This is a genomic window from Mesorhizobium sp. USDA 4413 (assembly GCF_056280365.1).
Window position 1 is genome coordinate 4279598 of the sequence record NZ_JBVPRP010000001.1, and the last position, 20162, is coordinate 4299759.

The following is a 20162-nucleotide window of genomic DNA, read 5'->3' on the forward strand; positions in this document are numbered from 1 at the left end:
GGACTTTGCGACGACGTGCGCAGGACGCGCACGCCATTAGAAGGAAGGCCCGGAGAGAGGCATTCCAAAGGGCGACTGATAGAGTTGGACGCCACGTTGCGCGGCAGAGCCGCGAATGCGCTTCGGCTTGTAGGAGCCCTTGCGCCCGGCCTTAAACAAGTCATCAGGCCGGCCGATCTTGCGTGCAAGCAAGTCGTCGTACCGATGGAGATTGTACATAAGGTCGGTGCCGAAGGCTAAAGAGCCTGCGGCCATGCTGCCCAATTCGCTATCGCCGTAATCGGTCTCGAAATCCTCGACCGAGGGGCGATTAGGGTCACGCATGAGATAGCCGCCCGAGACGCGTTCGAGCCAGCTTGTGCGCTGCGCTTTGGCCATTTCCAACGGCGGAAGTTGGGCCAAGACGGCGGATGCAGAATTCCTGGCGGTAGACGCCAGAGAACCATTAGCAGGAGCCGCAATAGGAGCGCCCGAGACTGCCGAAATAGCAGTCGCAGGCGGCGGCTTTACGAGAGGGTCACGGAGGCTTAACGACGCCGGAGCGTTACGTACACCAGCACCGGAAGCCACAGGCCCGTGACGAGAAGGAACAGTGTGAAGAAGGTTCCCCGTTTCTGCATTAAGGTTAGCAATTTGTGCATCCAGAAGCCTCGACCGTTGCGACCGTTCGGCGTCTTCGAACGGGTTGAAATTGGTGAGCCAATCACCGACGCGCGAGAGCGCGCCGCCGACAGGATTACCGGGCGTTGTGGTCGAGGTAAAGCCCGCCGATCCGCCGTTGCGGATTGCGGTTAGCGGATTGAAGCCAGCGGCCTCAGCGTCACGCACCATGCGCTTGTAATCGACATGGGACGTTGTTTCCTGATCACCGGAGCCAAAGAGCCCGGAGAGCAGGGAGCCACCGAGACCCAACAGAGCTTCGATGAACTAGGCCGCCTCCTGTTTGTCGATACCGACGAGGTGGAGGGCCTTGCTGGTGATTATGTCACAACCAACCAGAACAAGAGCCAACACGCCATTTGCGAACTGATCCGCAAGAGTGCCGTCGAGGCCCTTGGATACAAGGTACGCTGCAAATGCCGTGCCAAGTCGCGAAGCGACCGGCACCACGATTGAGCGGAGGATAGCATTTTTCAATACAAGCTCCCGTTTTCGTTTGAGGTTCGAATACGGTTCGCTTGGTTTCGAGCGTTAGGCTAAGTCGCATAAGATAGATTATGGAACTTGCGCCGTAGGTACCGACCCGTGAATTGCAGCGGCTTTCGCCATTGGCGATAAACTCTGTGGACTGGGCTGCGCGGCTATCAGGCAAAGCCATGAATGGCGAGCTGCGACACCAACTGAACAGTTGCCGCTATCACTCTGACCCGTAAGGAATTTCGATCACCATGCCGTCATAGGCCGGAGCCACGTGATCCGGCGTCTCGGCCATCACAGCGGCATAATCCAGCGGCACATGCATGTGTGTCAGCACGGCATTCCTGGGCGCCAGCTTTTCGATCCACTCCAGCGCCTGGCCGAGCGACAGATGACTCGGATGGGTATTGTACTGCAGCGCGTCTATCACCAGCATATCGAGGCCGCCCAAACGTTCGACCGTGGCGTCCGGGAAGCCGCTGATATCAGGACAATAGGCAAGCCCGCCGACGCGAAAGCCGAGCGAGATGATGTCGCCATGGAACTGGGGCAGCGGCTCAAGGGTGAGGGCGCCCCCCTCGCCTTCGATTACCACCGATCTGCCATGGTCGATGATGTGAGCCTCCACGATCGGTGGATAAGAGCTGCCGGGTGGCGTCTCGAAGCAATAGCCGAACGCCTGGCGCAGCCGCAGCATGGTCGGCTCGTCGGCATGGACATCGATGCGGTGCCGCTGCTCGAGCACATAGCCGCGCAGGTCGTCGATCCCATGGATATGGTCGGCATGCGGATGCGTGTAGACGACCGCGTCGAGGCGCTTGACGGAGGCCAGCAGCATCTGCTCGCGGAAGTCCGGCCCGGTGTCGATGACGACCGTGGTGCGCGCGCCATTGGCGGCAACCCGCTCGACCAGCGCGGCCGTGCGCATGCGCCGATTCTTCGGATTCTCGGGGTCGCAATTGCCCCAATCGCCGGTGATGCGCGGCGTGCCGGGCGATGAGCCGCAGCCGAGAACGGTGAAGCGCAGCCGGTCGCCCATGCCTCAGCCCGCCGCCATATCGGGACGCGGCATCTTGGCGAACAACCTGAAGAAGTTCGCGGTGGTAATATCGGCGATTTCGGTCTCGCTGACGCCAATGGTCTCGGCAAGCACCTTCGCCGTGTTCGCCACATAGGCTGGTTCGTTGCGTTTTCCCCGGTGCGGGATCGGCGCCAGGTAGGGCGCGTCTGTTTCGACCAGCAGCCTGTCGCGAGGGACAGCGGCTGCGATCGCGCGCAGCTCGGCGGAATTCTTGAAGGTCAGGATGCCGGAAAAGGAGACATAGCCGCCCAGCGCCACACCGATTTCGGCCAGCCTGCGCCCGGACGAAAAACAATGCAGAATGAACGGGAAAGCGCCCTTCCCCGTTTCGTCCTCGAGGATCGCTGCCATATCGTCGTCGGCGTCGCGCGAATGGATAACCAGCGGCAGGCCGGTCTGGCGTGCCGCCGCGATATGGGTACGAAAACCTTGCGCCTGCGCATCGCGCGGCGCCTTGTCATAATAGTAGTCAAGTCCGGCCTCGCCGATCGCCACCACCTTTGGGTGGCCGGAAAGCCGCACCAACTCATCGGCGGTGACGTCCAGCTCTTCCGCGGCATTGTGCGGATGGGTGCCGACAGAGCAATAGACCTCATTGAACGATTCAGCGATTTCAACGACTTGCTGAAATCTCTTCACGCGCGTCGAGATCGTGACCATACGGCCGATTCCGGCGGCGAGGGCGCGGGCGACGATGGCCGCCCGCTCCTCGGCGAAGTCCGGAAAGTCGAGATGGCAATGGCTGTCGACCAGCATCAGGCGCTCTGCTCGACATAACGCGGAAACACGCCCTCCGGTGCAGGCAATGCAGTGCCGGACACCAGCGCGTGATCGGCATGGACATGCTCGAAAGCACGTTTGTCCGCGGGCACGGCCAACAGGTCGAGCAGCTTGGCGGCCGATGCGGGAATGAAGGGCTGGCAAAGCACCGCCACCCGGCGCACCACCTCGGCTGTCGTCCAAAGCACCGTTTCCATGCGCTCCGGATCGGTCTTCTTCAGCGCCCAGGGCTCCTGGGAAGCGAAATAACGGTCGGCTTCCGCAACCACGCCGAAGATCGCCGCCAGCGCCAGATGGATCCCCTGCTCCGCCATCGCACGGCGCGAAACGGCCAGCGCTTCGATCGCTTGGTCGAGGATCGCAGTGTCGGCCTCCGCCAGGTCGCCGCGCTTCGGCACCGCGCCGCCGCAATTCTTGGCGATCATCGACAGCGATCGCTGCGCCAGATTGCCGAGGCCGTTGGCGAGGTCGGCGTTGGTGCGGTTGACGATCGCTTCATGGCTGTAGTTGCCGTCTTGACCGAACGGCACCTCGCGCAGGAAGAAATAGCGCACCTGGTCGACGCCGTAATGCTCCACCATCGTGAACGGGTCGATGACGTTGCCGACCGACTTCGACATCTTCTCGCCGCGGTTGAACAGGAAGCCGTGTGCGAAGACGCGCTTCGGCAGCGGGATTCCCGCCGACATCAGGAAGGCCGGCCAATAGACCGTATGGAAGCGGACGATGTCCTTGCCGATGATGTGCGCGTCAGCTGGCCAAAACCGCCATTTCTCATCCTTTTCATCAGGATAGCCGACGCCGGTGATGTAGTTGGTCAAGGCGTCGATCCACACATACATCACATGCTTCTCATCGCCCGGCACCGGCACGCCCCAGTCGAACGTGGTGCGCGAGATCGACAGGTCCTTCAGCCCCGATTTGACGAAGCGCATCACCTCGTTGCGACGCTCGGCCGGACCGATGAAATCGGGCTGGCTCTCATAGAGCGCGAGGAGCTTGTCCTGATAGGCCGACAGCCGGAAAAAATAGCTTTCCTCCTCGACCCATTCGACAGGCGTTCCCTGCGGCCCGTAGCGCACATTGTCGGCGCGCACCTCGGTCTCCTCCTCGCCGTAATAGGCCTCGTCGCGCACCGAATACCAGCCGGCATAGCCGCCCTTGTAGATGTCGCCATTGGCGGCCATCGCCTTCCAGATCGCCTGGGAGGAGGCGTAATGGCGCTCCTCGGTGGTGCGGATGAAGTCGTTGTTGGACGCGTTGAGCGCGCTCGCCATGCGCCTGAACTCGGCCGAGTTGCGGTCGGCGAGCTCGCGCGCCGTGATGCCTTCCTTGCGCGCCGTCTGCAGCATCTTGATGCCGTGCTCGTCGGTGCCGGTCAGGAAGAAGACATCCTTGCCGTCGAGCCGCTGGAAGCGGGCAAGCGCGTCGGTAGCGATCAGCTCATAGGCATGGCCGATATGCGGCTTGCCGTTCGGGTAGGAAATCGCGGTCGTGATGTAGAACGTGTCGCGTGACATGAATGAACCGTCATGAATATCTGAATGTGAGTTGTGGCGGTGGATATCGCATCGGGACGTCGATTGCCATCCCGAGGCCAATGCATGCCGCCCGAAACTGGGCCAGCGGCATGCATCGAACGGGCCGTCACATTCGCATCGCAGAATTCAGGCGGTCGATCATGGTCAGGGCGTGCTGCTTCTTGTCGAGGTTGTAGGTCTCAGCCTCAGATATCGTGTTCAGCGCCTCATGCCAAGCCTCGGACAGCGTTTTGGCCCTGGTAAGGTCGCCGGACAACGCCGCTTCGCTGGCGGCGGACGATAGCAGGTCGAGCGCGCGGCGGTTGAAGATGTCGAACTGTATCGCCTGGTCGCGTCCCGCCACGGCCTCGGCAAGGCGGTAGGCGCCGGCGATGTCGGGCTTCCTGGCCGACACCAGCGCGTCGAGAGCGCCGGCGATCTCCAGCCCGCCATATTGGGTGAGCAGGATCGCGTTGCGGGCGCTGCCCCCTGCCCGCTCGGCGAGTGCAGCGCGGGCGGCTGGATCGTCCGGCGGCGGCGGCTCGACATTCTCCAATACCGCGATCAGCTCGTCGGCGGTCAAAGGCGCCAGACGCACCACCTGGCAGCGCGAGCGGATCGTCGGCAGCAGGCTGCCTGGCGCATGCACGATCAGAATGAACAAAGTGCGCGCCGGCGGCTCTTCGAGATTCTTGAGCAAGGCATTTGCGGCGCTGATATTCATGTCGTCGGCCGGATCGACGATGACGACACGGTAGCTGCCGTCATGCGAGGTCATCGACAGGAAGCGGTTGACCTTGCGGATCTCGTCGACGGTCAGCACCGTCTTGAAGCTCTTGGTCTTGTCGTTGGCAGGGCGGGTCAGGTGCAGTACCCCCGGATGCGCCCCGGTGGCAATCTGGCGAAACAGCGAGGAAGCCGGGTCCGGAACCGCAAGCGTTTCGGGCGCCGCCTTGAAGTCCGGATATCTCAGAAGATGGTGCGCGATGTGGAACGCGAGCGTCGCCTTGCCGATGCCTTGCGGCCCGGCGAAAATCAGCGCATGCGGCAGCTTGCCGGCGCGGTAGGCGGCGGCAAGCATCTCTGCCGCCGTCGCGTGGCCGATCAGCCGCGGCGTTTCGGCGGGCTCGGGCACGCCATCCAGCGTGTCGTGCTGTTCGGGGGCGATGCGTTCGAAGATCATGCCGGCGCCGTCTCAATCCGTTGCGCCGGCATCCGCTCTTCCAGCGCGGAAAAGACGGCAGCGGTGACGACATTCTCAACCGTGTCGGGATCGGCGGAAGCGTCGACGACGATGCAGCGCTCCGGTTCCGCCGCGGCGATGGCCAGAAAAGCCTCGCGCCGCCGCCGGTGGATCGCCAAAGTCTCCTTCTCGAAGCGATCGGCGGCGTCGCCGGCGCCGCGCCGTGCGGCGGCCCGTTTCAGGCCTTCAACGGGATCGATGTCGAAGATCAGCGTCATGTCCGGCATCATGCCGTTGATGGCCACCGCCTCCAGCGCCTTCATGAAATCGGCATCGAGCCCGCCGGTGACGCCCTGATAGACGCGCGAGGAATCGATGAACCGGTCGCACAGCACGATCCAGCCGCGCTCGACCGCCGGCCGGATGACCTGCTCGACATGGTCGGAGCGCGCGGCGGCGAACAGGATGGCCTCCATCTTCGGGCCGAACGGCTCGGCCGCCCCCGACAGAAGCACATGCCTTACGGCCTCGGCGCCGGGCGAGCCGCCCGGCTCGCGCGTAACCAGCACCTCGTATTTCTTGGCGCGCATGCGCCGTGCCAGCCGCTCGATCTGTGTCGACTTGCCTGCTCCCTCGCCGCCCTCGAAGGTGATGAAAAATCCGCTCGCCAATCGAGACTGCCTTTGCTCACGCTGGCCGCTGTCATAGCTCCCGTCCGGCAAAAGGTCCACGAACTTGCCCGATCACAAATGTTTCTGGCGCAGCCAGCCGACAGCGAGTTCCTTGGCCGCGTCGAGCGCACGCTGGGGCAGCGTGCCCACTTTCACCGATTCGGCCGCATAGAGCGGCGTCTGCTGGCTCAGCGTGTCGCCTATCCAAACGCGCAATTCTCCGACCCGGTTGCCCCTCCTGGACGGGCGCCGCCACCGGACCCTGATAGACGATCCTGGCCGTCAGCTTGTCGCGGTTGGCTATCGGCAGAAAGATGTCCACGGGGCCTTTGGCTTTCAAGGCCAGGCCGGACTTGGCACCGCCGAAAACCTGCGCTTCGCCGATCACCTCGTCCTTGGCGAAGATCTCGGTCTTCTGGAATGATCGCGAGCCCCAGTCGAGCAGCTTGCGCGCCTCTTCAGCGCGTTCGCGGTCATTGGCCAGTCCGCTAAGCGCGGCGATCACGCGCGTGCCGTTGTGACTGACGGTGCCGACCAGGCCGTAACCCCCCTGTTCGCTGGCACCCGCCACGAAGCCGTCCGCTTCGATGCCCATCGCGATCAGCGGATTGCGGTTCCTCTGCGATATCTTGTTCCAGGTGAACTCCGGCTGGGCGTAATAATGGAAGAACTCCGGATAGTCGCGCCACAGATGCACCGCCAGCATTGTCAGTTCCCGCACCGTCGTCTGCTGCCCGTTTGCCGGCAGGCCGGTCGAATTGACGAAGGTCGATTTCCGAAGGCCGAGCTGGCGGGCGCGATCGGTCATCTGCGCCGCGAAATTTGCTTCCGAGCCCGCCATGCCTTCAGCGAGCACGATGCAGCCGTCATTGGCCGCCTGCACGGTGACGCCCTGGATCAGATCCTCGACGCGGACCGCCGATTTGAGCTTGGCGAACATGGTCGAGGTTCCGGACGGCGCGCCGCCGGTGCGCCAGGCGTTTTCGCTGACCACGAACGTATCGTCGAGCGTGATCCGCTTCGACTTGAGAGCGTTGAAGACCACCTCCATCGTCATCAGCTTGGCCATCGAAGCCGGCGGAATCGGCCTATCGGGATCCTTGGCGAAGAGCACCGTGCCGGTGTCGGCATCGATCATGAATGCCTGCGCCGCCTTGGTCTCGAAAAGCTGCGCACTCGCTGGAACGGCGCAAAACAGCACCAGCACCAATCCCAGAAGGCTGGCGAAAGGCGGAAGAATGCGCAATTGCATGAAATGTCGACCCAATCTGAGCAACACCGGATGGTGCCGAGCGGCTCTACGCCCCGGAGTTGCGCAAGGACTACCCCGTAGCCAAGCTATCAGGGTTTTTTCGCCCGGATCAACGGGCCATGCGAATTTGCTCAGTTACGCACAACCAGCGCGTCAGGCGCGCCATGCGACCAGGCCGCCTGGAGCAAGTCGTCGATGCTGCCATGGCCGTCCGGATAGACGTTGACCGCATACCAGTCATTGCCATCGAGCTCGGTGCGCTGGATCTCGGTCCGGCCGAACGGCTTGAGTGCGGCGGCGACGCGCTTTGCCTCTGCGGCTTCGTCGAAGGAACCGGCTGCGACATAGTCGGACGCAGGCGTCTGGTCATGGCGGTTCGATTTCTTCCACGACTGCAGGATATCGGCCGGCGACATGCCGCCGGCATCGAGCGCGGCAAAGACATCGGCTCGCTTTACCCGCTCATCCGCGTAGGACAGCGAAGCCATGGCGAAAGGCGAGTTCGCAGGAAGACGCAGATCCGGCCGTTCCGGCACGATCGGTCCGAAATCGGGCAGCGCCACATCGCCGGCGCCCTGCACCGGGAAGGCGGCCGGCTGCACGGTGGCCTGCTCCGACAGCCCCGGCTGCGCAGCAAAGGCCTGCCCCGAATTGGTCAACTGGCCGGGGAGCGGCACAGCGGCCGGCGGCGCGCCCACCGGCGTGCTCGGCGACGGACCATTCATGGCCACCATCACCCCGGTCGGCAGGCCGTCCGAAGGATCCGGACGGTTCTTGCCGGGGTGGTAGGACGCCATCAGATACTGATCGTCGTCGCCGTCGAGCGGCGCACGGCCGACATATTCGACTTTGACCCTGGCAGTGCCGACCTTGTCGTAGTCGAGCATCTGCGCCGCGCGTTCGGAGACGTCGATGATGCGGCCTTCATGGTAGGGGCCGCGGTCGTTGACACGCACGATCACCGAACTGCCGGTCTCCAGATTGGTGACGCGGGCATAGCTCGGCAGCGGCATCGTCGGATGCGCCGCCGTCAGATGAGTCATGTCATAGACTTCGCCATTGGCGGTCAGACGGCCGTGGAAGGCATCGCCATACCACGAGGCGAGACCCACCTTGGCGTAATTCTTGTCTTCCTTGGGATAGTACCACTTGCCGCGCACCTGATAGGGCTTGCCAAGCTGGTCGCGGCCGCCGCCGCGCCGCATGAACTGAACGCGCGGGCTCGCCTTCACGCCATATTCGGATTCGGCGAAATATTCCTTGGAGCGGGCCTTTTTATGGACCATTCCCTTCGGTTCGGGTTGTGAGGCGCAGGCAACCAAAAGCAGGCCCGAAAGGGCGCACAGGGCGAAAGCAGAAGCGCGACGAAGACGCGGGCGCGCCGGAGTCTGCATGTTTTCGATTGTCCCCTACCGTGCTGCCACTCGACGGAGCCAGACGTCGCCCGCAAGGCCAACACCTTGATCCCCAGTCCCTTTTGCACAGGAATTGCTTATCACGATGTTAATCGATTATGGCCGCAACAGGGCGAGATTATGGCAGGGGCACAACACCGGCGGCACTATATCGCCGGCGCGTCAATCCGGATAACGAGTAAGAGTTCGTCCCGCTATTGCGGCTGCACGTTGGACGGCAGCTGTTGGGCCGTCGCACGAGACAGCATCTCACGCTTTGTCAGTACGGGTTTCTCGTAGGTTTTCTTCATGATTGGCCCCCGTTTGGAATATTAGCACATTGAAATAGACAGGCTCTTGGCCGCATTGTCAATTGCATCTGACCGGCTTCCTGCCACTGCTCCGGCTCCCGCAACCAATGGATTGAGCCGTTCCTGCGATTGACAGATCTTTGCGCGTCGCACTAGAGCATGGGCGCTCTCGATCCTGTCAACGCGGCCTTTGGCACCAAACAGGACGAAGCGCCTCGTGAAGATCACGATGGAGGGATGGCCGAGCGGTTTAAGGCACCGGTCTTGAAAACCGGCGTGGGCGCAAGTTCACCGTGGGTTCGAATCCCACTCCCTCCGCCACAACCCAAGAAAATCAGCTAGTTAGTGGCCAAATCGCAGGCTTGCCATAACCATTGGCACAACCAAGGAAAAGGCCCGGAAGCTGGAGCGCCAGGTCACGTATTTTAGCAAAATGTGAAACAAACCGATTTTGCCCGCGTTGAAAGCTCCAACAACGGGAGTTGTGCATGGACCCGGCTACCGCGGCAGTAATGGTTTTGCTTTCGTGCAGCCCAGGCGATGCGTCCATTTGCAAGCCGGTCAATGCGCCGCATGGGATGTTCGCGTCTTTAACCGAGTGCCGTAGGTCGTTGGCGTCTGAACTCGCGGGCTCTCCTGACGGAAGGACAATCGGACGATGCCAGTTGGTGGATTCGACAGTCACAGGCGCCCTGCCAGCAGGCTATACGTCGGTAGTGGTTACGCGCGGCGGAAGCGCTGTCAGGTATATTGTTCCCCATAAGGAATAGCTCGGACTCGCGTTCGCGATTGAAAGCCCGGCCACTGAAGCAGCCGGGCTCCGCCCTTCGTCGAGGTGTGTCAGTGTTTCACACGTTGTTCGCGGCGGCGCACACCAAGCGAGCAAACGAGTGCTCAAATAGGTCCGCCATATTTCTCAGACGGTCGCGCATTCCAATCAGCCGAGCAAACGAAGCTGCTCGCCGTGCCTCTCGCGTACGCGTCCCGCAATAGGCCGTGCGATGCTCGTCAGCGCGGTCTGGCGCTATCGGCAGCGGATATGCTCGGGATGGCCGCAAGCGCTGCTGTTGCCAGTTCGCCAGTTCGCTAAGTCGCGGCTTATCGGCAAGGCTGTATTCTTTCGGGACGCGACCGCTGGCATCGGCCTTGCAAGGCATGATTGCCGGTTTGATCTCCGGCAGCTCGTCGGGCTTGAGGCTGTTGTTGGGGGCCTCGCCCGGCGAGTTTCTCCGGATCGAAATCAGTGGATATGCATCAAATGATGTATCCATGCGTGAATGCTAATTTAGCCTTCGCTTCAGCCGACTCCAACTCCGAGTCGGTTAGGCCCGGCGGCTCAACCCAACGCACCCCAACAGAGCGCGGAACTGTCGGGCCGCTAGGGGCGCGGCGTCCAGCTCTCCCGTTGTTCCGGCGTCACAGCCAAATTCGTGAATTGAAGATGCCGATCGTCTTGCCCCTGCGGCGGTCTGGATGGAAGCCACCAAGCCGCGCCAAGGGCTTCTTGCGCGGGCTGGCCAAAATGCCACGGGAACTAAGGCCCGCATCGGTAAACTAGTCAGGGGCGCTCCGGGCGCACCGTCTCTACCGACAGCTGTCCCGCCGGAAGCGGCCGCAAAAGGTCGCTCTCGGGTTTCGACAGATCAAGCCACGCGGACCAGTTCTCGGGCTGAAGGACGACAACCTGCCGATTGTGATACGGTGCGACGTCCGGCCCCGGATCGGTCGTCAGCATTGTGAAGGTAGGCGGCTTGTTGCCTGTCGCCTCTCGCCAGAGCCCGGCAATGGCCAAGAACGGGGCACCGTTCAGCGCGAAGCGATGCTTGGCTTTCGGATATTTGGTGCCCGTGAATTCAAAGAAGGCCGAAGCCGGCACAAGACAGCGTTTGCTGTCGGCGAACCGGCGGCCTTCCGACCGGAAGTTGAACACCGGCCCGCCTTTCGCGCCGGCCGGCGGAAAGCCGAACGTCATGGATGCCAGTTCTATCGCGTCGCCGGCGGCGCGCATGACCGGCGCCGGATCGTTGATGCGGATGTCGTCAGCCTGGGGAAGATCGAGCTCAGTTTGATGGGTCGGGATCTTCAGTGCCAGCGACTCCATCATCCGGCAATATTCGGCCCAGGCGACATGCTGCTCATAATCATTGCACATGGAGGGTTATCCAAATGGATCTTGCTCCACTGGCGGTCTCACCGAAGGCTTTTCGGGCGTGCCGTACTTCCCCGAGCCCCTGGAGTACACTGAGACAAGCCTTACAGGCGGCCGTCTGCTTCTTTCCGGTTGGGGTCGGCCATCGATTGAGGAGAATATCTGCCGCCTGAGCAACGCGATCCACGGTATCGATCGTGTTGCCTGATTTGCCGAGCGCGACACGCACTGGCGTCTCAAATCGCTGATCCTGCACACGGCCTCCTTGCGCGACCGGACTCAATTCGCCAAAGCGGCGTCTGTTCCTTTAGCGGCGGCTAATGGGAACATTCATAATCGATCGCTGTTCCTTCTGACCAGGAGGATCAGTCATGGCAGACGACAAGACCAAGCGTGATTTCCGTGACCGCGACCGCGTATCAGCCGACGAGGACCATGAAGTCCGCTACTTCGCCAAGCAGCACCGGATCAGCCCCGAGCAGGTTCTCGATCTGATTAAAGAGCATGGCAATAACCGAAAGACCTTGGAGCGCGAGGCAAGGAAGCTTCGAGGATGACGAGGCTTCCGAACTTGGCCTTCCCCAAGGGTTGACGGTGAACCGGGCGATGACGAAGTTGGCCAAGGCCTCGGCCTTAGTATGGATTCAGCGCTCTCCCGCAAATGACACCAGCGCCGCGGCACGTCCCATAGGTCCCAGTGGAGCATGAAGGTGTCGGGTTCGGCCCCATTTTTGATAAGCCGATGATTACGATTCGCAGCGCGTTGCGAGACTTTCGCCGATCACCGTCCAAGATGTTGATCTGACTCGACGGCAGCCGCCTCCTCGCCTGCCGAGGCGATTGGTAAAACACCGTTTATTTGATTTCTCGGACAGAATGTGCTGCTTGTCGCGCCCATGAAAAAGCTCTGCCTGATGGTTCTGGCGTCGCTGACGCCGGTCTTGCCGGCCAAGGCGATGGACAATGCGTTGCGCGCCGGCCTCTTGAAACTCGACCCGCAGACTCGTCTCGAGCAGCGCTGTGATGCCGAAGTGCTCGACCGGATCAGTCACGACGATCACAACTACAAAGCCGACCGGGTCGTGGCCTACGCCTTCGCCACGCCGCAGATGAGCGCCGATGCCATCAAGAGCTCCGGCGCCGCCTTCCGCAGCAACGGCCAATGGTACCGGCTGAAGTTCAAATGCCTGACCGCGCCGGACCACATGCAGGTGCTGCAGTTCCGCTACAAGATCGGCGACGAAATCCCGGAATCGGACTGGGCCAAATATAATCTCTACGACTAGTTTCCGGCCTTGCCCCCTGCCGGCAACCACCCGAAATCCTTGAGGGCTTGCGCCCGCGACGTTGTTTTCCGGCGATGTCCAAACCTGCGTCTTGACGCCGATGGACCATGCCTTTAGGCCCGTCGGGGTCAAGGGCTACGTTCATTTCAGGCAAGGATTTCTAGTCGATGGAAATATTCACTGCCGCAGGCCTTTCAGCTCTCCTCCAGGTTGTCGCAATCGATCTCGCCCTCGCCGGCGACAACGCAATTGTGATCGGTCTCGCGGCGGCCGGCCTTCCCGCGGATCAGCGCAAGCGCGCCATCCTCGTCGGCATCGGTGCAGCCACCGTCCTGCGCATAGTCTTTGCCTTGATCACGCAATGGCTGCTGAGCATCGGCCCCATGTTGCTCATCGCCGGCGGTCTTCTGCTTCTGTGGGTGTGCTGGAAAATGTGGCGCGAGCTGCGCGTCAGTCACGACGACGAGCGCGACGCGACCGAAGCGCTGTCGAACAGCGATTACAACAAGGACGGTTCCGTCTCCGGCAAGGGCCCGCGCAAGACCTTCTCGCAGGCCGCCTGGCAGATCGTCATCGCCGACGTTTCTATGTCGCTCGACAACGTTCTGGCCGTCGCCGGCGCCGCCATGAAGCATCCGACCGTCCTGATCATCGGGCTGGCCCTTTCGATCGCGCTGATGGGTTTTGCCGCTTCCTTTGTCGCACGCCTCCTGCACACATATCGTTGGATCGCCTATGTCGGCCTACTGATCATCTTGTACGTGGCGATCAACATGCTGCTCGGAGGCGCCGTGCAGCAGTTTCCCGACCATTTTGCCTTCCTGGCGCCATGGTTCGGACCGGACGGCCACTGACGCTCGTTAGGGGACACGTCGCCGGGTCGCCTCTTCTCCCGGGCGACCGGCAGGTTTGCTTCTGGGCCGAAGCGTGCTATGGCGCCGCGCGAATGGCCTAGAGCCGCGCATATAGATCGATCCTCAGAGCCTGCGGCTCAACCTTCGATCTTGCCCTCACCTCTTGGAAAACAAAGTTAATGTCCGCCCCACGCGTCAGTTTCGTCAGTCTTGGATGCCCGAAAGCGCTCGTCGATTCCGAGCGTATCATCACGCGGCTGCGCGCCGAAGGCTATGAAATCGCGCGCAAGCATGACGGCGCCGATCTCGTTGTCGTCAACACCTGCGGCTTCCTCGATTCTGCGCGCGACGAGTCGCTCAACGCCATCGGCTCCGCCCTTTCGGAAAATGGCCGCGTCATCGTCACCGGCTGCCTCGGCGCCGAGCCGGAGGTCATCCGCGAGAAGCATCCCAACGTGCTGGCGATCACCGGCCCGCAGGCCTATGAGAGCGTGATGGCGGCGGTGCATGAGGCCGCTCCCCCCAGCCACGATCCCTATGTCGACCTGTTGCCGCCGCAAGGCGTGAAGCTCACCCCGCGCCACTACGCCTATCTGAAGATTTCCGAGGGCTGCAATAACCGCTGCACCTTCTGCATCATTCCCGCACTGCGCGGCGATCTCGTCTCGCGGCCGGCGGCGGATGTGCTGCGCGAAGCCGAAAAGCTCGCCAAGGCCGGCGTCAAGGAGATCCTCGTCATCTCGCAGGACACCAGCGCCTACGGCATCGACATCAAATACCAGACGTCGATGTTCGGCGACCGCGAAGTGCGGGCGAAATTCCTCGACCTCGCCGAGGAGCTCGGCAAGCTCGGCATCTGGATACGCATGCATTATGTGTACCCCTACCCGCATGTCGCCGATGTCATTCCGCTGATGGCGGAGGGAAAGATCCTTCCCTATCTCGACATCCCCTTCCAGCACGCCTCACCGCAGGTGCTGAAGAACATGCGCCGCCCCGCGCATGGCGAAAAGACACTGGACCGCATCCGCGGCTGGCGCGACGTCTGCCCCGACCTCGCTATCCGCTCGACTTTCATCGTCGGCTTCCCTGGCGAGACCGAAGATGATTTCCAGATGCTGCTCGACTGGCTGGACGAAGCCAAGATCGACCGCGCCGGATGCTTCAAATACGAGCCGGTCAAGGGCGCGCGCTCCAACGATCTCGGCCTGGAGCAGGTGCCGCAGGAGATCAAGGAAGCGCGCTGGCACCGTTTCATGCAGCGCCAGCAGAAGATCTCGGCCACTCAGCTCGCCAAGAAAGTCGGCAAGCGTCTGCCGGTGCTGATCGACGAGGCGCATGGCACATCCGGTAAAGGCCGCACCAAATATGACGCGCCGGAGATCGACGGCTCGGTGCACATCCAGTCGCGGCGGCCGTTGCGCGCTGGCGACATCGTCACCGTCAAGATCGACCGCGCGGATGCCTATGACCTTTACGGCTCGGCCGTCTGACAGCCCCTCGCAGCTTCAAAGAAAAAGGGCGCCCGCGGCGCCCTTTTCCGTTTCGGTTCCGCGACTTGCCGCTTACTGCGGCAGCTTGTCGTCGATACCCTTGACGTAAAAATTCATGCCGAGCAGCGTGGCGTCGTCGGCAACCTCGCCGTCCTTCAGCCAGGGCGAGCCGTCCTGTTTGGACACAGGTCCGGTGAAGGGATTCCAGCCGCCGGCGATCTTCTTCTCGGTCGCCTCGGCCATCGCCTTCACGTCGTCGGGCATGTTGGTGAAGGGCGCGAGCTTGACCGCGCCGTCCTTGATGCCGAGCCAGACATTGTCGGGCTTCCAGGTGCCGTCGAGCGCGGCCTGGACCCGGCTGATGTAATACGGACCCCATTCGTCGGTCAGCGAGGTCAGCTGCGCGTTCGGCGCGAACTTGATCATGTCGGACGACTGGCCGAAACCATGCAGCTTGCGCTCCTCGGCCACCTGCAGCGCGGCGGTCGAGTCAGTGTGCTGGACGATAATGTCGGCGCCTTGGTCGAACAGCGCCTTGGCGGCGTCGGCTTCCTTGCCCGGGTCGAACCAGGAATTCACCCACACGATCTTGACCTTGAAATCGGGATTGATCGACTGCGCGCCGAGCATGAAGGAATTGATGCCCATCACCACTTCCGGGATCGGGAAGGAAACGATGTAGCCGGCGAGGCCTTTCTTCGATTCCTTGGCCGCGATCTGGCCGAGCACATAGCGGCCTTCATAGAAGCGGGCGTTGTAGATGCCGAGATTGTCGCCGGTCTTGAAACCGGTCGCGTGCTCGAACATCACTTTGGGGAACTTCTTGGCGACCTTCACCATGGCATCCATGAAGCCGAAGGAGGTGCCGAAAATGATCTTGCAGTTCTCACGGGCCAGGCGCTCGAAAGCGCGGTCGGCGTCCGGGCCTTCCGACACGTTTTCGAGATAGGCGGTCTCGACCTTGCCGCCGAGCGCCTTCTCGACCTCGAGGCGGCCCTGGTCGTGCTGGTAGGAGTAGCCGAAGTCGCCGATCGGACCTGTATAGACCCAGCAGGCCTTCAGCTTGTCGGCGGCCTCGGCGGTTGCCGCCAGTGACAGGACCGCAGCCGTGGTCATCAACGCAATAAGCAGTTTTTTCATTGTGTTACCTCTCTGAGTTAAGCCTTGGAGCTTCCCGTCTTTTTGTTGTTGTCAACGATCCGGAACGAATGGCTGCCCCAACGAAGCCGGCGTGTTCATCATCGTCAGCCGCTTGTTGCGGGAGATTAGAACGAGAACCACGATGGTTGCCAGATAGGGCAGTGAAGAAAGAAACTGCGAAGGCACCGGAATGCCAAAAGCCTGTGCATGAAGCTGGCCGATCCACACCGCGCCGAAAATATAGGCGCCGGCCAGCACCCGCCACGGGCGCCAGGAAGCGAACACCACCAGCGCCAGCGCGATCCAGCCGCGGCCCGCGCTCATGTTCTCGACCCATTGCGGCGTGTAAACCAGCGACAGATGCCCGCCGGCAAGGCCGGCACAGGCGCCACCGAAGATCACCGCGAGATAGCGATAACGGATCACCTTGATGCCGAGTGCGTGCGCCGACGTATGGCTGTCGCCGATCGAGCGCAGCGTAAGCCCCGTGCGCGTCCTGAACAGGAACCACATCACTGCCGCGGTCAGCGCGATCGAGATGTAGAACACCGGGTCCTGGCCGAAGATCAGCTTGCCGACGACCGGGATCGAGCTGATCCCGGGAATATCGAGGTTGGGCAGCCTGACGCCCGGCTGGCCGACAAAGCTGGTGCCGATCATGCCGGAGAGGCCGAGGCCGAGCAGCGTCAGCGACAGGCCGGTCGCCACCTGGTTGGTCGCGAGCGACAGCGTCATGACGGCGAACAGCAGCGAGAACAGCGCACCGACGATGATCGCGGCCAGCAGGCCTATCCACGGCGATCCGGTAAGATAGCCGGCGCCGAAGCCGCCCACGGCCCCCATGATCATCATACCCTCGACACCGAGATTGAGCACGCCGGAGCGCTCGACCACAAGCTCGCCGATCGCCGCGATCAGAAGTGGCGTCGCCGCTGTCGCGATGGTCAAAAGAATATTGACGGTGATGTCCATCAGCGGGCCTCCTCGAGCTTGGGCGCTGCTTCGAGCTTCGCGCCGTTCGGCTTCATCAACGCCATGCCGATCAGGCGAATGCGGTAGTGGATGAGCGTGTCGCAGCCGAGCACGAAGAACAGAAGCATGCCCTGGAAGACGCGCGCCACTTTGTCGGAGATGCCGAGCGCGCTCTGCACCGCCTCGCCGCCGAGATAGGTAAGTGCCAGCACCAGGCCCGCGGCGACGATGCCCAGCGGATTGAGGCGACCAAGGAAGGCGACGATGATGGCGGTGAAGCCGTATCCGGGCGAGATCACCGGCTGCAACTGACCGATGGCGCCGGAGACCTCGGAGATGCCCGCCAGACCGGCCAGCGCCCCGGACAAAAGAAAGGTGAAGAAGACCATGCGGTTGAAGCCGAAGCCGGCGAAGCGCCCTGCCCTAGGGCTGGAGCCCAGCACGCGCACTTCAAAACCTTTCAGCATGCGGCTCATCATCAGCCAGATCGCCACCGCGGCAACCAGCGCGAAGACGAAACCCCAATTGGCGCGGCCGGCATCCGGCATCAGCTCCGGCAGCACGGCCGAGTCGCCGAACTGGATGGTCTGCGGAAAGCCGTGGCCTTGCGGATCGCGCCACGGGCCGCGCACCAGCCAGTCGAGGAAAAGCTGCGCCACATAGACCAGCATCAGGCTGGTGAGGATCTCATTGGTGCTGAAACGCGTCTTCAAGAGCGCCGGGATCGATGCGTAGAGCGCTCCGCCGACCATGCCCAGCAAGAGCATCAGCGGGATCACCAGCGGGCCTTCGAACTGCGGGAACAGGACCGGGAGGATCGAGCCGAAGATCGCGCCGAAAATGAACTGGCCTTCGGCGCCGATGTTCCAGATGTTGGCCTTGTAGCAGACCGATAGGCCGACCGCGATCAGGATCAGCGGTGCCGCCTTGATGGCCAGCTCATGCAACTGCCAGACCTGGCTGATCGGCTCGACAAAATAAATCTCGAAGGCATTGAGCGGATTGACGCCGAGCAAAGCGAACATGATGGCGCCGGCAATGATCGTCAGCGCGAAGGCGATGAAGGGCGACAGCATCGAGAACAGCGCCGAGCGCTGCGGGCGTTTGACGAGTTCGATGCGCATCATGCCACCTCCATTCTGTGTTCGGCGTGGCCGGGCTCTGCGCCGCCCATCAAGAGGCCGATCTTCTCGAACGTCGCGTCGGCGATAGGCAGCGGCGCCGACAATTCTCCGTTGTGCATGACGGCGATCGCGTCCGACAGTTCGAACAATTCATCGAGGTCCTGGCTGATGACCAGGACCGCCGAGCCGCTGCGGGCTAGCTCGATCAGCGCCTGACGAATGTGGGCGGCAGCGCCTGCGTCCACGCCCCAGGTCGGCTGGTTGACGATCATGACGCTCGGCTTGCGGTCGAGCTCGCGGCCGACGATGAATTTCTGCAGATTGCCGCCCGACAGCGCCGCCGCCTCCGGATCGGGCGCGCTCTTGCGCACGTCCATGGCTTTGATGATGCGCTGGGCGGCGCTGTAGACCGCGCCGTTCCTGACCATGCCACCCGAGCCGACGAAAGCCTTGCCGTCGGTGGCATGGCGGGACAGAAGCAGGTTTTCCGAAAGCTTCATGCGCGGCGCCGCGCCATGGCCCAGGCGCTCTTCAGGGACAAAGGCGGCTCCCATCAGGCGGCGGCCGGTGATCGGCAGCCCGCCGGCGTCCTTGCCTCGGATGCGTACGGAACCGGCATCCTGCTGCAGCACTTCGCCGGAGACGGATTCGAAGAACTCGCCTTGGCCGTTGCCGGCCACACCCGCGATGCCGATCACTTCGCCGGCGCGCACGGTGAGATTGATGTTCTTTAGCGGGATGGCGAAGGGCGTCGCCGGCTTGCGGCTGAGGCCGCGGATTTCCAGCAGCGCCGGCGCCGTCTCGATGCCTTCGGCCGGCGCGCGCACCACCGCCTTCACCTCGCTGCCGACCATCATGCGGGCAAGCGATGCGGCCGTCTCCTCACGCGGATTGCAGTGGCCGACGACCTTGCCGTGGCGAAGCACCGTGGCGCGGTCGCAGATGCGTTTGACCTCTTCCAGCCGGTGCGAGATGTAGAGGATCGATTTGCCTTCCGAGCGCAGGCGCTCCAGCGTCTCGAACAGCTTGTCGGCTTCCTGCGGGGTCAGCACCGAGGTAGGCTCGTCGAGGATGATGAGCTGCGGCGTCTGCAAGAGGCAACGGATGATCTCGATGCGCTGGCGTTCGCCGACGGAGAGATCGCCGACCAGCGACTCCGGATCGAGCGGCAGGCCGTAGCTGTAGGAAAGCGCCCTCGCCTTCGCCGCAATGGTGCTGATCGGCGAACCGTCATTGAGTGAAAGCGCGATGTTCTCGGCTGCGGTGAGCGCTTCGAAGAGCGAGAAATGCTGGAACACCATGCCGATGCCCAGCTTCTTGGCCACCCCCGGGCTGGTGATCTGGACCGGCTTGCCGTCCCAGAAAATCTCGCCCGAATTCGGCTCGAGCGATCCGAACAGCATCTTGACCAGCGTCGACTTGCCGGCGCCGTTCTCGCCGAGCAGCGCGTGGATCTCGCCCTTCGCGATGTTGAGATCGATGTGATCGCACGCCGTCAGCGTGCCGAAAATCTTGGTAAGGCCACGAACCTCGAGCAGGTTCGACCTGTCATGATTTGCACTCACAGTGCCTCCCATCCAGTTTCCCGGATATGTTCTGTGTTCCCGCTGTCATGGTATGCGCGGCCGGCTCCCATCGGAAAGCAGCACCCAACTTGAAAGAGCTTCAAGAATTTCAGCGGAAACTCAAGGGCTAAGATAGACCTCTTGAAAACAACGGCAATCCGCATCGCTTTTTCAGGCAAGCCGTGCCTTCGGGCACGGCAAGCCGCTGAAAAACAAGGCAGTCGGCTAGGTGTTTGGTGCCGAAGCTATG

At 62.3% G+C, this 20162-nt stretch carries 19 protein-coding genes, 1 tRNA gene and 1 pseudogene; 5 read left to right on the plus strand and 16 right to left on the minus strand.

The features are described from left to right. Window positions 1–36: 36 nt before the first annotated feature. From ACVMIM_RS20930 to ACVMIM_RS20970, 9 genes and pseudogenes are all read right to left on the minus strand, one after another. Window positions 37–912, minus strand: a complete 876-nt coding sequence (locus ACVMIM_RS20930) for a hypothetical protein (RefSeq protein WP_476114272.1) — start codon at window positions 910–912, stop codon at window positions 37–39. Window positions 913–927: 15 nt separating this feature from the next. Further along, the gene (locus tag ACVMIM_RS20935) at window positions 928–1137 is read right to left on the minus strand and encodes a hypothetical protein (protein WP_476114274.1); all 210 of its coding nucleotides are present in this window, start codon (window positions 1135–1137) and stop codon (window positions 928–930) included. Between the two features lie 220 nt (window positions 1138–1357). Beyond that, window positions 1358–2176 (minus strand): MBL fold metallo-hydrolase, encoded by an 819-nt coding sequence (locus ACVMIM_RS20940; protein WP_476114276.1) that lies wholly within the window; start codon window positions 2174–2176, stop codon window positions 1358–1360. Between the two features lie 3 nt (window positions 2177–2179). Further along, window positions 2180–2974 carry a TatD family hydrolase gene (locus ACVMIM_RS20945; RefSeq protein WP_476114277.1) on the minus strand — a complete coding sequence of 265 codons (795 nt, stop codon included), beginning with the start codon at window positions 2972–2974 and terminating at the stop codon, window positions 2180–2182. Next, on the minus strand, window positions 2974–4518 hold the full coding sequence (gene metG, locus ACVMIM_RS20950) for a methionine--tRNA ligase (protein ID WP_476114279.1): 1545 nt from the start codon (window positions 4516–4518) through the stop codon (window positions 2974–2976). Before metG ends, ACVMIM_RS20945 begins: the two co-directional genes overlap by 1 nt. Before the next feature lie 127 nt (window positions 4519–4645). Then, window positions 4646–5701, minus strand: coding sequence for a DNA polymerase III subunit delta' (locus ACVMIM_RS20955; RefSeq protein ID WP_476114280.1), 1056 nt, complete (start codon window positions 5699–5701; stop codon window positions 4646–4648). Then, window positions 5698–6372 (minus strand): dTMP kinase, encoded by a 675-nt coding sequence (gene tmk, locus ACVMIM_RS20960; RefSeq protein ID WP_476114282.1) that lies wholly within the window; start codon window positions 6370–6372, stop codon window positions 5698–5700. The genes ACVMIM_RS20955 and tmk overlap by 4 nt, the downstream gene beginning before the upstream one ends. A gap of 72 nt (window positions 6373–6444) precedes the next feature. Then, window positions 6445–7624 (minus strand): annotated as a pseudogene (locus tag ACVMIM_RS20965) (D-alanyl-D-alanine carboxypeptidase family protein). A 131-nt stretch (window positions 7625–7755) separates the two neighbouring features. Beyond that, window positions 7756–9018 (minus strand): septal ring lytic transglycosylase RlpA family protein, encoded by a 1263-nt coding sequence (locus ACVMIM_RS20970; RefSeq protein WP_476114283.1) that lies wholly within the window; start codon window positions 9016–9018, stop codon window positions 7756–7758. A gap of 542 nt (window positions 9019–9560) precedes the next feature. Here ACVMIM_RS20970 and ACVMIM_RS20975 point away from each other — a divergent pair. After that, window positions 9561–9650: transfer RNA gene (locus ACVMIM_RS20975), tRNA-Ser, on the plus strand. A gap of 527 nt (window positions 9651–10177) precedes the next feature. Here ACVMIM_RS20975 and ACVMIM_RS20980 read toward each other — a convergent pair. The 3 genes from ACVMIM_RS20980 to ACVMIM_RS20990 all read right to left on the minus strand — a co-directional run bounded on the left by ACVMIM_RS20980 (window position 10178) and on the right by ACVMIM_RS20990 (window position 11734). Further along, window positions 10178–10600 carry a hypothetical protein gene (locus tag ACVMIM_RS20980; RefSeq protein WP_476114285.1) on the minus strand — a complete coding sequence of 141 codons (423 nt, stop codon included), beginning with the start codon at window positions 10598–10600 and terminating at the stop codon, window positions 10178–10180. A gap of 287 nt (window positions 10601–10887) precedes the next feature. Then, a complete protein-coding gene (locus ACVMIM_RS20985) occupies window positions 10888–11481 on the minus strand; it encodes an SOS response-associated peptidase (RefSeq protein WP_476114287.1) in 594 nt (197 codons plus the stop codon). Next, on the minus strand, window positions 11471–11734 hold the full coding sequence (locus ACVMIM_RS20990) for a DUF982 domain-containing protein (RefSeq protein WP_476114289.1): 264 nt from the start codon (window positions 11732–11734) through the stop codon (window positions 11471–11473). The genes ACVMIM_RS20985 and ACVMIM_RS20990 overlap by 11 nt, the downstream gene beginning before the upstream one ends. Before the next feature lie 115 nt (window positions 11735–11849). On the opposite strand from ACVMIM_RS20990, the gene ACVMIM_RS20995 reads away from it, so the two are divergent. The 4 genes from ACVMIM_RS20995 (at window position 11850) to rimO (ending at window position 15111) form a co-directional block, all read left to right on the plus strand. After that, window positions 11850–12035, plus strand: coding sequence for a DUF3606 domain-containing protein (locus tag ACVMIM_RS20995; RefSeq protein WP_040994769.1), 186 nt, complete (start codon window positions 11850–11852; stop codon window positions 12033–12035). Window positions 12036–12374: 339 nt separating this feature from the next. Next, window positions 12375–12764: a DUF930 domain-containing protein gene (locus ACVMIM_RS21000; protein WP_476114290.1), complete on the plus strand. Its 390-nt coding sequence runs from the start codon at window positions 12375–12377 to the stop codon at window positions 12762–12764. A 167-nt stretch (window positions 12765–12931) separates the two neighbouring features. Then, entirely contained in the window at window positions 12932–13618 is a 687-nt protein-coding gene (locus tag ACVMIM_RS21005; protein ID WP_040994774.1) for a TerC family protein, read from the plus strand. Between the two features lie 179 nt (window positions 13619–13797). Beyond that, window positions 13798–15111, plus strand: coding sequence for a 30S ribosomal protein S12 methylthiotransferase RimO (gene rimO, locus ACVMIM_RS21010; RefSeq protein WP_476114292.1), 1314 nt, complete (start codon window positions 13798–13800; stop codon window positions 15109–15111). Window positions 15112–15183: 72 nt separating this feature from the next. On the opposite strand, the gene ACVMIM_RS21015 is transcribed toward rimO, so the two are convergent. The 4 genes from ACVMIM_RS21015 to ACVMIM_RS21030 are packed head-to-tail and all read right to left on the minus strand — an operon-like array spanning window position 15184 to window position 19924. Further along, complete coding sequence (locus ACVMIM_RS21015) at window positions 15184–16251, minus strand: BMP family ABC transporter substrate-binding protein (RefSeq protein ID WP_476114294.1); 1068 nt, start codon at window positions 16249–16251, stop codon at window positions 15184–15186. Window positions 16252–16302: 51 nt separating this feature from the next. After that, window positions 16303–17223, minus strand: coding sequence for an ABC transporter permease (locus tag ACVMIM_RS21020; protein WP_040994779.1), 921 nt, complete (start codon window positions 17221–17223; stop codon window positions 16303–16305). Next, the gene (locus tag ACVMIM_RS21025) at window positions 17223–18350 is read right to left on the minus strand and encodes an ABC transporter permease (protein WP_040994781.1); all 1128 of its coding nucleotides are present in this window, start codon (window positions 18348–18350) and stop codon (window positions 17223–17225) included. Before ACVMIM_RS21025 ends, ACVMIM_RS21020 begins: the two co-directional genes overlap by 1 nt. Then, window positions 18347–19924, minus strand: a complete 1578-nt coding sequence (locus ACVMIM_RS21030; protein WP_476114297.1) for an ABC transporter ATP-binding protein — start codon at window positions 19922–19924, stop codon at window positions 18347–18349. The genes ACVMIM_RS21025 and ACVMIM_RS21030 overlap by 4 nt, the downstream gene beginning before the upstream one ends. Window positions 19925–20162: the final 238 nt, after the last annotated feature.

Bases quoted from the DNA above. Each gene is read 5' to 3' on its own strand.
- ACVMIM_RS21025 (WP_040994781.1), bottom strand. From the start codon at position 18,350: ATGATGCGCATCGAACTCGTCAAACGCCCGCAGCGCTCGGCGCTGTTC.
- ACVMIM_RS20945 (WP_476114277.1), bottom strand. From the start codon at position 2,974: ATGCTGGTCGACAGCCATTGCCATCTCGACTTTCCGGACTTCGCCGAG.
- ACVMIM_RS21005 (WP_040994774.1), top strand. From the start codon at position 12,932: ATGGAAATATTCACTGCCGCAGGCCTTTCAGCTCTCCTCCAGGTTGTC.
- ACVMIM_RS21000 (WP_476114290.1), top strand. From the start codon at position 12,375: ATGAAAAAGCTCTGCCTGATGGTTCTGGCGTCGCTGACGCCGGTCTTG.
- ACVMIM_RS20980 (WP_476114285.1), bottom strand. From the start codon at position 10,600: ATGGATACATCATTTGATGCATATCCACTGATTTCGATCCGGAGAAAC.
- rimO (WP_476114292.1), top strand. From the start codon at position 13,798: ATGTCCGCCCCACGCGTCAGTTTCGTCAGTCTTGGATGCCCGAAAGCG.
- ACVMIM_RS20995 (WP_040994769.1), top strand. From the start codon at position 11,850: ATGGCAGACGACAAGACCAAGCGTGATTTCCGTGACCGCGACCGCGTA.
- metG (WP_476114279.1), bottom strand. From the start codon at position 4,518: ATGTCACGCGACACGTTCTACATCACGACCGCGATTTCCTACCCGAAC.
- ACVMIM_RS20970 (WP_476114283.1), bottom strand. From the start codon at position 9,018: ATGCAGACTCCGGCGCGCCCGCGTCTTCGTCGCGCTTCTGCTTTCGCC.
- ACVMIM_RS20985 (WP_476114287.1), bottom strand. From the start codon at position 11,481: ATGTGCAATGATTATGAGCAGCATGTCGCCTGGGCCGAATATTGCCGG.
- ACVMIM_RS21030 (WP_476114297.1), bottom strand. From the start codon at position 19,924: ATGGGAGGCACTGTGAGTGCAAATCATGACAGGTCGAACCTGCTCGAG.
- ACVMIM_RS20955 (WP_476114280.1), bottom strand. From the start codon at position 5,701: ATGATCTTCGAACGCATCGCCCCCGAACAGCACGACACGCTGGATGGC.
- ACVMIM_RS21020 (WP_040994779.1), bottom strand. From the start codon at position 17,223: ATGGACATCACCGTCAATATTCTTTTGACCATCGCGACAGCGGCGACG.
- ACVMIM_RS20940 (WP_476114276.1), bottom strand. From the start codon at position 2,176: ATGGGCGACCGGCTGCGCTTCACCGTTCTCGGCTGCGGCTCATCGCCC.
- ACVMIM_RS21015 (WP_476114294.1), bottom strand. From the start codon at position 16,251: ATGAAAAAACTGCTTATTGCGTTGATGACCACGGCTGCGGTCCTGTCA.